Raw genomic sequence first — 11,507 nt, forward strand, 5'->3', positions numbered from 1 at the left:
TACGCAAGTTTTAATTATATTGCGTTTTATTAGGATAAGTAATACTGTGTCTGAGATAAGAGAAATAACAGGATCACAATTCGCTACTGAGTTCTGTTTGAAAGACAGACAACTAGCATGGTTTTTGGGAGCTGGGGCATCAGCATCAGCGGGAATACCGACTGGTTATGATATGATAATTGACTTTAAAAAAAAATTATTCTGTCAGTTATCAAGTATCAAACCACGAGAAGTTGATGCTAATGATCCAGTTTGGCTCGAAAGAATTAACTATTATCTATCTAAACATTCATCGCTACCTCCTTCTAATGATCCTCTTGAATATGCTGCTGCATTTGAGAAAATTTATCCTACTCCAGATTTGAGGAGAATTTATATAGAGAATGCTATTAGAAAAGGTTCTCCTTCATTTGGTCATAAAGTTTTAGCATCTCTAATAACTACAAAGAAAATACCTTGTCTTTTTACTACTAATTTTGACTCTCTTATTGAAAGTACAGCAACGGTTACTGACCAAATGGTTGATGCTTCACTTCGGGCTCATTTAACCGTAGCTGCAATAGATAACGCCGATAGGGCTGTACATTGCATGAGGGAATCGCGTTGGCCGTTATTGGCTAAGTTGCATGGGGATTTTCAATCTATTCAATTAAAAAATACAAACGAAGAATTACAAACACAAGATAGTAAAATGAGAACAATACTAACATCTTGTTGTTCTCGATTTGGTTTTATCATTGTTGGCTATAGTGGTAGAGATAAATCAATTATGGATACATTGACTGAGGCAATATCTCAACCTAACCCATTCCCTGGTGGGATATATTGGGTAGCTCGTTCAGAAAAAAATCTTCTACCTGCCGTAAAAGCTTTTTTTAATACTGCTATTGATGCAGGGATTAATGTAACACTTATAAAGTCACAAACGTTTGATGAGCTTAATGCCGATATCGCAGAACAGATTGATTTTCCAGAAAAGCTTAATGATTATATTTATCAATCTAAAACAAAAATAAATACTTCTCATAATTTTAGAATTTATGAGGAAAATCGCTCTTTTCCCGTTTTACAATGTTCAACAATTCCAATTCTTTCATTACCTAAATTTGCACGACATATTAAGATTGATAAGCCACTGACAACAATACAAGCTAGAGAGTTAATCAAAGAAGCAAAGGTTAGAGCAATTGTAACTAGTAATGGTTTGGAAATTGCAGCATTTGGGGCAGATAAAGAGTTAGAAAGAGCTTTTAAAGATGTTAATGGAAAATTATTAGGTAGAATAGAATTAGATGCAGCAAAAGATAGTTGGGCTTTAGGATTGATTTATGATGCCCTTACGCGTGCAATGTGTAGAAACCAACCTCTATTTGCACGTATGCGTCGTAGTGGGCATTTAATTTTAGTAAAAAGTAGTGAAATTAAGGGAGGGGAACATAATACTCTCAAGTTGTCCCAACTTAAGGCTGCATATTCAGCCCCTCTATTTGGTAGTATCTCTAAATGTAATATAAACTATAATGAAGGTGTTCAAATTAAGTTGGAGAATTTCCTCGATAAATGGTGGTGCTGTTTTGAACCTACAACTTTCGTAGCGGATCAAATAGGTGATGATAAGCAAATTCGAAGTATAATAACTGATTGGCGTAGAGAGTTATGGGCAAAAAGATATAATTCTAAATGGGCAAAAATCATTACAGCGTGGGCAAATATTTTATCTGGGGATAATGGCGGCAGGTTAGAAACATTTAATATTAATAGTGATGAAGGACAAGATGCTGTATTTCAAATATCTTCAATAACAGCATGGAGTCGACCTAGTCATGACCATCACTACTTTCATCGAGGAGAAAAGCAATATGGATTATAAAAATTCAAAGCTACCTCCATTTCTACTTTTAGATGAACCCCAATTAACATTTAATCCCGATGATTCTTTTCTTGATGTGAATCCGTTACGTGGGCTTAATAAATTTGGAGCTTATAATAAAGAAAGTTTTCAAAAATATACAACCGCAGTGCGAATTGCCACAATAATTCCAGAAAATGGGGGTTCTAAAATTAAAGAATTAGTTAATACACTACGAACACCTCATTATCCGAATGATCGTAAAGAATATGTCTCAGAATTTAATGGATTTGAAAAATTATTTGGTATCCCCTTGGTTGCGTCCCAAACAAAACTCGCACATATTAAATGGCCTAATGATCTCAATAATTTTTTATATAATGGTAACCCTTCAGTAAAGTTAATGCAGGCAATAAAAAATAGCATTGAACAATTAATGAATATTCGAGATCAATTTGATGTTGTTTTGATTTATCTTCCTAAAATATGGGAGTTTGCTCTCAAAACCCCTAGCTTTGATGCTCATGATTATATTAAAGCTATAAGCGCTCAGTCTGGAATACCAACACAAGTAATAAATGATCGTGCTTTTACTTTTAATTACAAAGCATCTTTAGCATGGCGACTATCAATTGCTTTATATGTAAAAGCAGGTGGTATTCCATGGAAATTAGCCCCCTTACCAGGAATTCCTGAAAATACAGCTTATATTGGTCTTGCATATGCATTAAAAGATAATTTACAAGGAACACACTATGTCACCTGTTGTTCCCAAGTGTTTGATGCAGACGGTGGTGGAATGCAGTTTGTTGCATTTGAAGCACGTGATCCTGTAGAAAATATTGAAGATGCTAGAAGAAATCCTTTCTTAAGTCGTAATGATATGCGTTCTGTATTAGCTAGAAGTTTAAATTTATATCAAACTCGTAATGGTGGGATGCTACCTCGTAGATTAGTTATACATAAAACTACTCCTTTTAAAACAGATGAATTAGATGGAGCTTTTGATGCGCTATCAGCGATTAAAGAGGTTGAATGTATTCAAGTAACCAGTAATCCTGGTTTACGTGGAGTATGGCTAAAGAAAAGCCAAGAAAGTGGAAAGATAAGTGAGCCTGATGGGTATCCAGTTCCTAGAGGAACTGTTTTACAGAGAACTGAGAAATCAGCATTAATATGGGTTGCCGGTAATGCACCAAGTGCTTCTTTAAAAAATGATTATTATCAAGGGAAAAAAAGTATTCCTTGCCCAATAAATATAACACGTTTTACAGGGGATAGTCCGATGCAGTTCAGTGCGTTAGAAGCTCTAGCATTAACGAAAATGGATTGGAATAATGATGCACTTTATGATCCTGTTCCAGTTACTATTCGGTACTCTCAGCAGTTAGCAAAAATTATTGCTAATGTCCCTGATTTGCCGAGTAATGCTTACGCATATAGATTATTTATGTGAAGTAATTAATAAAAATAACGATGATAACATTTAATTTTTATTCAGATGTTTATATTAAGTAAGTTTCAATATAAAAGAATTAAGAATCGTTTTAGTTTAGATCACATTACTTACTGATAAATTAATATCCGAGTTAGCTCATTCATAAATTGTAAACAGTTTTAATATACCTCCCCCTGCCATCCCCATGCCCCAAATCCATCGAAGTCATGGCAAGGGCTTCTTTGTCTGAATAACCCTGCTCTTTGTAGTATTGTATCGCATCTTGAGCCCAAGCATACTTTAAACTATGTGGGGCAATAGTGTCGGTTCGTCCTGTGACGCTGGTTTGGTTTCGCCAGTAGGTAATAGCTGTTTTAAATTGGGTTTATACATCATGGCAGCTGGACATTTTGTTGTGTCTTCATGGTTAAGGCGTTATTAATCACTTATAGCGTTTTTGTGAGTTGAAGATATGAATAACTCTTGGGCTATCACCTTTGGTACCAAGAACAAAATAATTATTGTCTTGCCTTGCTTGGATCAATAAGATTTTTGCTGTAACAATGAGCTAATTTTTCAGTGCGTTGAATCATTTCTGTACGTACGTGTTCAGGCTCATCATTAAATTTAGGCATACCAGATATAAATCTCTTTCTATTTCTAATTAATTATTTTTATTAAAGGTCTTATTAATTATTTATAGCTAATTTCAATAAATTATGTGTCCAGTCATCTCTATTAATATAAATTGTATTTTTAACTAAAATGTTCAAGTAGATTTACTGAAGAAAAAATATAGCCGTCAAAATCAATCGATGTTTTATCTGATATATTCATTAATACATTTTTTTCATTTTCAATATGTTGCCACATCGCTTTATAAGTTCCTTCACTATCACGGCGGCATAATGCAGCTAATATTTGCTGGTGATCTGCATACCATTTTAGGCGATAACCTTTAGTATTGGTGTGTTCAGCTAGTTGTTCCCAATTAAACGATTTTTTTTTATGTTCCCATAAATTTTTAAGAGCATTAACTAGCATTTGATTTTGAGTCGCTTCAGCTATAGTAAGGTGAAATTGTAAATCGTTTTCTTTATTAGATTTATTATTAGTTGTCGCTTGTAATTCTTGTTCAAGTATTCTTTTTAGAGTCTCAATATTCGCTATCGTAATCATTTGGGAAGCAAACGCTGCAATATTAGTTTCTAATAACTGACTAGCTTGTAATAACTCAAATGGCCCCATAATTCGTGATTGTAATGAATTGGGTTTATTAATAACATAAACACCAGAACTTTGTTTTATAGAGATAAAACCTTTGACTTCTAAGGCGATCAATGCTTCGCGAACAATGGTTCGACTAACGCCATAAGCATCGGCAATAGTTCTTTCAGGTGGTAATTTAGAACCCAGAGGATACTCTCCAGAACTAATTTGTTCTAATAATACCTGTGCTATTTCTTGATATTGCTTCTTATAATCTTGATTAATGTTATTTTCAGACAAAATTCACCCGCTATCAGTTTACATTCGTACACATACTAATAATAACATCGGTAAGTGTACGGATTATAATTTATTATTTCTGAGTCATTTTTAAAATTTGATCCAAAACTTTAGTGGCATTCATTGTACCATAAGCAACTGGATCGATAATATCAATTGGTATTCCATAATTATCGGTTTGTTTTTTGCATTCTTCTAAAGCAAATCTCATTTGCGGCCCTAATAATACCGCAATAATGTTATCATGATCAGCATTTAGTTGTTGATATAATACTTGTTCACTAATTGCGATGAAATCTAATTCAATTCCTCTTTCAGCTGTTTCTTTTTTTATTTTATTCACTAATAATGACGTAGACATTCCGCCCGCACATGCAAAAATAACTTGTTTCATTTTTTACCTCTCATTTATATTGGTCATCTAATTTAATTGTAAGTTGTCGTGTTTTGATTAATTTTTCAAACCAAAAAGCCGATTTTTTCATAGATCTTGCTCGGTTTTGTGCCAAATCAATTTCAATTAGACCATAGCGATTTTTAAATGCATTCATTGGTGAAACGTTATCAGTGAATGCCCATAGCATATAACCTCCACAGTTGGCACCATCATTAATTGCTTTAAGCGCCCAATAAATATGCATTGAAATAAAATCAATTCGATAATCATCCTGAATTATACCATCACTATTTTTAAATCGTTTTTCATCTTCTATGCCCATACCATTTTCACAAATAAACCATGATTTATTGTTATATTCTTGTTTAACCCTCATTGCAAAATCGTAAACAATTTTTGGATAAATCTCCCAGCCCCTAGATTTATTCATTATTTTGCCTGGTAAATCGAACGGTTCATAATAATAGGCAGGGTGGAATGGCATATTTTTATTCCACTCTTTTGTTGCCGCTTTAACTCGATGCGGAAAGTATAAATTGATACCAACCTCATCAACACGATACTGCTTAATAATTTCTAACTCTTGGTCAGAATAATCCCACTTAACATGATGTTTTGCTAAAAGTTCAATAAGCTCTTGAGGATATTCACCATTAAACGCCGGATCAAGAAATACGCGATTATAAAAAAGATCATAGAGTTTTGCTGCTTGTTGATCTTCTTTTGAATTCGACCGAGCATAAGTTACTTCTGGATTTAAAATAGTACCAATGGTCCCTTGATAATTATTGTTACGGAATAGTTGAACAACTTTGGCTGTAGCCAAATTTTTGTTATGATTCCACTGCATCCATGTATTAGTATTTTGTTCATAAGGCCAACGCACGGCATCTAAATAAACCCTTGTTTGAATCACAATGGGTTCATTAAAAACAAACCAACGCTTAACAAGATGGTTATAACGTTCAAAAACTTTTTGAGCATATTTGGTGAAAAGTTCTACCACATGTTTTGAACCCCAACCGCCGTATTTATTGAATAGTTCTGCCGGTAATTCATAATGTTCCAAACAAATCATAGGGGTAATACCACTATCTAACATTGCAGTTATGAATTTATCATAATGGCTAGCATAATCTTCATCGACGATAGCATTTTCATAGTCTGTTAAAAATCGTGACCAATTAATTGATGTTCGGTAATGAGTTAAACCTATTTTTTTCATCAAATCGACATCTTCTTGATAGCGATTTATTGAATCTGTAGCTATCGCTGGGCCATAACCTTCATACCAAACATGTCGATCATTTTTATACCAAATATCAATATAAGAATCTTGATTGTCTTTCTTACCTGTCCAACCTTCAGTCTGCCATGCTGAAGATGAGGCTCCTAAAATAAAATTTTGTGGGATATTGATCGTTAAATCACTCATCATGTTACTCCTTATATTTAGTTATTCAGCTAATGACTGAAGTTCAGAACGCTTTGCTGCTATTTTTAAAAAAGGTAAATAGATAAAAATAGCGACAATAATACAGATTATTTGAGTTATCACCGCGCCAATTGAACCAGCAGTTGATAGATAGGCACTTATAATAGGTGGAGTAGTCCAAGGGATCATTACCACTGCTTTACCAGCAAAACCTAGACTTGTGGCAATATAACCAATAGTTCCGGTAATAAGCGGAGTTATGATAAACGGGATCGCTAAAATAGGATTTAACATTATTGGCATACCAAAAATAACAGGTTCATTAATATTAAAGACTCCCGGTCCTAATGAAAGTTTAGCTATTTCGCGCATTTCCTTACGTTTAATCGCGGCAAAAATAGCGATGAGTAATCCAATGGTACAACCTGAGCCGCCAATGCTCATATACACATCCCAAAATGGCATGGTAATAATATTAGTTGGTTCAACTCCTTGCTGAAAATCATTCATATTCACCATTATTGCGCCAAGTAATAATGGCTCACGGATTGGTTTTATCATTTGATTGCCATGAATACCGATTACCCAAAATATCTGCGCGACAAACATTAATAATAACAATCCAGGTAAACTTTGCATGACCGACTCTAACGGTCTTTGAACAACCATATAGATTGCATCATATAAAAACATACCTGTTAATTTGTAAAAAGCAAAACCAAAAGCAGCAATTAATGATGTTGTAATGATGGCTGGAATTAAGGCTGAAAAAGATGCTGAAACATTAGATGGCACACTGTCAGGCATTTTCACTCTTAATTTGTCAACTTTCAGTAATTTTGAATATATTTCTACCGAGATAATCGCTATAAACATACCAAGGAAAAGACTTTTGGTATCAGTAAATTGGCGAGCTAATACATTGGTAACTTGAAATTCTTTACCATCAAGCATCACATTTATAAAAGTTGGTTGAACAGACACAAAACAGATAATTGCTAGCATCCCGGGGAATAGTGTTTTGTTACCATTAATTCTTCCTAATTCGTTGGCAATAAGGAAAACAGCCCCGATAGTAAGAAAGTTTAGTGTTGCATAACCTAAATTACCGGCTATAGGTTTTAACGCAGCTAAACTTGAAAATATATCAAAATACGCTAATCCATTTTGCCTATCAAAAATTATATTTGACATTAGAACAGAAAAAGCTCCAACGATAATAACTGGCATAAGAGTAATGAATGCAGCTTTTATCGCCATGATATATCTTAAACTATTAAATTTATTAGCGAATTGACCTAGTTTGTCTATAATTTCGTTTCCTCTAGACATATTTTACGATCTCCAATTGTGGTTTAAGATTTTTGATATACCAAAAATAATCTTTATTGATAATTTAATCCGTGATCTTATTCACAGATTTCGGAATTGGAATTCCACTACAATAATAAAATAAAGAAATGCACCGCTATTGGTATACCGGAGATGTAAAAATGAACACCGAAAATGAGTTTTTATTTCAAGAAGAAATTATGGAACTATTAATCAATGCAGGAGAGGCAAGATCTCAGGCAATGATTGCAATTAAATTTGCTCGTGAAAAAAAATGGGATGAATCTGAAGTAGCTATGACTAAATCGAAACAATTTTCTATTGTAGCCCACAGTATTCAAACAAAACTAATTGGTCTAGATGAGGGTAGTGGGAAAGTTCCATTAAATCTGTTGATGGTTCATTCTCAAGATCATTTGATGACAGCAATGCTTTGCCAAGATTTAGCAAAAGAAATAATATATTTACATAAAATGATAGCCAATCACCGTGATGAATAATTATATTAAACATTGCTATTGTGACATAATTTATTTCAGTTCTAAGCGGCACATTTTTGGCGTTTAACCTAATAACTTAGCAAAAGTTTTTATTGTCCTAATTTGTTAAATTTTGTACTATTAGTTCACTTAATTATATGAAAAGAATTTTAATTTAAGTTTATTCAGTCATGTTTTGTTTGAATATGCAAAAAAGTGACCGAAGATATGGTGATTGGAAGTGTAAGTATAAAATGGATACTTGGGTAAACGGTGTTCTTTTTGAGCAAACTGACATGTGGATGAATAATCTTGATATTGATGATAATATACGCCAAGGTCAGAAGGTAGATATAAAATTTTAAAAAAAGATGGTCAGCTTTTTGCAAAAATACAGGAAAAATCAGAAACATCTAATTTAACTCTTTTTTATAAAAACCTCAAATAACTCAATCCTATCGAGTTACTCATATAAAAACCACAAGATGTATTGGTTATTTAATTTACGATAAATATAAGATTACTCTTATTAGAGAAAGCCATTGTGATGTTAAAATTGAATTTAATAAATTCCAAGTAGCAATAACTTGCGATCGAAAAAAATAAATTAACTTTATCCATCTTAATTATATTACTACAATAATCTCGATACGTTGAAAGGAAAATAAAATGAAGAAACTAATTATTATTTTAATATCAGTTATGTTATTAACTGCCTGTGGTGAAAAAAAAATAGACGCAAGTACTACCGAATCTTTTAAAAAATCTGTGGAAGAAATCAGTAAAAGTTTAAATGAAGCAGACCAAATAGCCTTCCAGCAAGCTATTGTTAAAATTACTATGGTAACGGCTTTAAAAACTCAAGGTGATAATGTTAAATTTGAGGAAATTTTTAAAGAGAAATTTAATGGTAAAACGGTAGCTGAAGTAATCGAAATTGCTGAAAAAGAAAATAATCCTCAAATAAGTTGGGAAAATTAAAGAGTGATTAAAATAACTAAACATCAAAAACAATTTAATCGTTAACACATTAGCAACCACCTTCAGGTGGTTTTTTTATTGTATAGTATTAATGGTTAATATGGGAATTACTTATAAACCGATGCTAATAGGATCTTAACTAAAAATAAAAGCTAATACTCCAAAAAGTTGATAATAAACTACCCAATACTGGTAAGTTTCTTAATTATTTTAGTTCTAAGCGGCACATTTTGGGGTTTAACCTGCTAACTTAGCAAAAGTTTTTATTGTCCTAATTTATTAAATTTTGTACTATTAGTTCACTTAATTATATGAAAATTAGATTAAGAAAATTATATTGGTTGGTATTATCGTTCTGTTTTTACTTGGATGTGAAAAAAATAAGTTTAATTCTTTTTTATGAAAAACCTCAAATAACTCAATCCTATCTAGTTACTCATGTAAAAGCCTCAAGAAGTATTGATTATTTAACTTACGATAAATTTAAGATTACACTTATTAGAGAAAACCATTATGATGTTTAAATTGAATTTAATAAATTGTAAGTAGCAATAACTTACGATCGCAAAAAGGAATAAATTTACTTTATTCATCTTAATTATATTAATACAACAAACTCAAAACGTTGAAAGGAAGATAAAAATGAAGAAACTAATTATTATTTTAATATCACTCACACTATTAACCGCCTGTGGTGAAAAGAAATTAGATGGAAGTAGCCCTGAGTCTTTGAAAAATTCTATGCAAGAAATTTCTAAAAGTTTAAGTGCAGAAGACCAAAAAGCATTTCAGCAAGCTTTCGCTAAAATTACTATAGCAGCGACTTTAAAAAGTCAAGGTGATGATGATAAACTTCAGGAAGTTCTTAAAAAGAAATTAGATGGTAAAACGGGGGCTGAAGTAATCGAAATGGCTAACAAAAATAATCTCTTCGACTAAATTGGAGTGATTAAAATAACTAAAAATCTGAAACAATTTAAACATTAACAACCACTTTCGGGTGGTTGTTATTATTCACTATATTATCTCACCAATAATATGATAAAACCAAAAAGGTTAAATAATATAAATACCAAAATAAATAGTAGAGTAGTAAACAAACATAGTGAAATTAGTTAAGTATTTGTTAATTATTATTGGATTAGTAGCTGGTTTAATTATGTCATTTCTTGAGTTTGGTCCCATCGACTCATTAGATGATAATTTTGAGCCTGTAGTGAATTTAAATTACGATATAGTTATTCATATTCTTTTTCCCTATGGTGTTGTTTATGCGGTTTTTGGCGCTTTTTGTGGTTTATTCTTATGGTTAATATTGTTATGTGCTATTTGGCTTATAAAAGTACTGAAAAGAGAGTTAATCAATAACTGAACAATTCTATAAATTGCAATATAATCAAGATTTAAAATAGTAATAGTCCATTTAAAAATAACTAGCTAAAACTTGAAAATTCTCAATAATTAAGCAGAAAGATGAATTTGACATCTGAAAAGACAAAATATACAAATTGTAACCTAAAAATGGCATATTTATTAGCTCGCTAACCCTAATCGCAGCCAAATAATTGTATAATTCACATTTTAAATACTAATTTATAATCATATGGTTAATATCAAATTTTTATTAATTCTCTTATGCATTGTTGTAATGTCCAATATGAAACTAATAAGGTAAATAAACTAAATCGAGAACAACGAATTTTATTTATAAAAGAGCAATCTGACTTATGTTATAAATACATAGATAAATTAAATTTGAAATATGAATCCGGATTTATGTTTATGGATTGCCAATTTACAGATACAATGGATTATCCTTTAAAATTACATTTTGAAGTCAATGGGATTAATTTTGGAAAAGTACAAAAATGGTCTCTAGCTATATTAAATCGTGATTTATTCAGTAACCCAACAGGAATTGATTACCTTTATTCGAATGAAAGTAAGATAAATATTCCATTAGAAGAAGGGGTAAAGTTCAGTGTTGGAGTTAAAACCGATATTGTCCCAGTAAAACCAGAAGAAAACATTTGGAGAACAGATTATTATGTGGAAATTAATATCTATTTTCCTGATGAACTTTAACT

General features: G+C 31.9%; 11 protein-coding genes and 1 pseudogene. 7 read left to right on the forward strand and 5 right to left on the reverse strand.

Annotation, left to right across the window (positions count from 1 at the left end; all coding sequences use genetic code 11):
• Nucleotides 1–46: 46 nt before the first annotated feature.
• Together Q0K76_RS05095 and Q0K76_RS05100 are read left to right on the forward strand one after the other, a co-directional pair.
• On the forward strand, nucleotides 47–1,870 hold the full coding sequence (locus tag Q0K76_RS05095) for an SIR2 family protein (RefSeq protein WP_294612393.1): 1,824 nt from the start codon (nucleotides 47–49) through the stop codon (nucleotides 1,868–1,870).
• On the forward strand, nucleotides 1,824–3,305 hold the full coding sequence (locus tag Q0K76_RS05100) for a hypothetical protein (protein ID WP_294612395.1): 1,482 nt from the start codon (nucleotides 1,824–1,826) through the stop codon (nucleotides 3,303–3,305). The genes Q0K76_RS05095 and Q0K76_RS05100 overlap by 47 nt, the downstream gene beginning before the upstream one ends.
• A 142-nt stretch (nucleotides 3,306–3,447) precedes the next feature.
• Here the strand turns inward: Q0K76_RS05100 and Q0K76_RS13015 are convergent.
• From Q0K76_RS13015 to Q0K76_RS05120, 5 genes and pseudogenes are all read right to left on the reverse strand, one after another.
• Nucleotides 3,448–3,663: pseudogene (locus Q0K76_RS13015) on the reverse strand (DNA-binding protein); the annotation flags it as partial.
• Nucleotides 3,664–4,043: 380 nt separating this feature from the next.
• A complete protein-coding gene (locus Q0K76_RS05105) occupies nucleotides 4,044–4,796 on the reverse strand; it encodes an FCD domain-containing protein (RefSeq protein ID WP_294612397.1) in 753 nt (250 codons plus the stop codon).
• Nucleotides 4,797–4,869: 73 nt separating this feature from the next.
• A complete protein-coding gene (locus Q0K76_RS05110) occupies nucleotides 4,870–5,190 on the reverse strand; it encodes a PTS sugar transporter subunit IIB (protein ID WP_294612399.1) in 321 nt (106 codons plus the stop codon).
• 10 nt (nucleotides 5,191–5,200) lie between these two features.
• Entirely contained in the window at nucleotides 5,201–6,628 is a 1,428-nt protein-coding gene (locus Q0K76_RS05115) for a glycoside hydrolase family 1 protein (RefSeq protein WP_294612401.1), read from the reverse strand.
• Between the two features lie 21 nt (nucleotides 6,629–6,649).
• Nucleotides 6,650–7,960 carry a PTS transporter subunit EIIC gene (locus tag Q0K76_RS05120; protein WP_294612404.1) on the reverse strand — a complete coding sequence of 437 codons (1,311 nt, stop codon included), beginning with the start codon at nucleotides 7,958–7,960 and terminating at the stop codon, nucleotides 6,650–6,652.
• A 161-nt stretch (nucleotides 7,961–8,121) separates the two neighbouring features.
• Between Q0K76_RS05120 and Q0K76_RS05125 the strand changes: the two genes are divergently transcribed.
• The 5 genes from Q0K76_RS05125 (at nucleotide 8,122) to Q0K76_RS05145 (ending at nucleotide 11,505) form a co-directional block, all read left to right on the forward strand.
• Nucleotides 8,122–8,460, forward strand: a complete 339-nt coding sequence (locus tag Q0K76_RS05125) for a PTS lactose/cellobiose transporter subunit IIA (RefSeq protein ID WP_294612407.1) — start codon at nucleotides 8,122–8,124, stop codon at nucleotides 8,458–8,460.
• A gap of 648 nt (nucleotides 8,461–9,108) precedes the next feature.
• On the forward strand, nucleotides 9,109–9,420 hold the full coding sequence (locus Q0K76_RS05130) for a DUF6694 family lipoprotein (protein ID WP_294612410.1): 312 nt from the start codon (nucleotides 9,109–9,111) through the stop codon (nucleotides 9,418–9,420).
• Nucleotides 9,421–10,062: 642 nt separating this feature from the next.
• Nucleotides 10,063–10,359 (forward strand): DUF6694 family lipoprotein, encoded by a 297-nt coding sequence (locus tag Q0K76_RS05135; RefSeq protein WP_294612413.1) that lies wholly within the window; start codon nucleotides 10,063–10,065, stop codon nucleotides 10,357–10,359.
• Between the two features lie 220 nt (nucleotides 10,360–10,579).
• Nucleotides 10,580–10,792 (forward strand): hypothetical protein, encoded by a 213-nt coding sequence (locus Q0K76_RS05140; protein WP_294612415.1) that lies wholly within the window; start codon nucleotides 10,580–10,582, stop codon nucleotides 10,790–10,792.
• Nucleotides 10,793–11,202: 410 nt separating this feature from the next.
• Nucleotides 11,203–11,505 (forward strand): hypothetical protein, encoded by a 303-nt coding sequence (locus Q0K76_RS05145; protein WP_294612418.1) that lies wholly within the window; start codon nucleotides 11,203–11,205, stop codon nucleotides 11,503–11,505.
• Nucleotides 11,506–11,507: the final 2 nt, after the last annotated feature.

The organism is uncultured Gilliamella sp. (assembly GCA_945271295.1).
Classification (GTDB): domain Bacteria; phylum Pseudomonadota; class Gammaproteobacteria; order Enterobacterales; family Orbaceae; genus Gilliamella.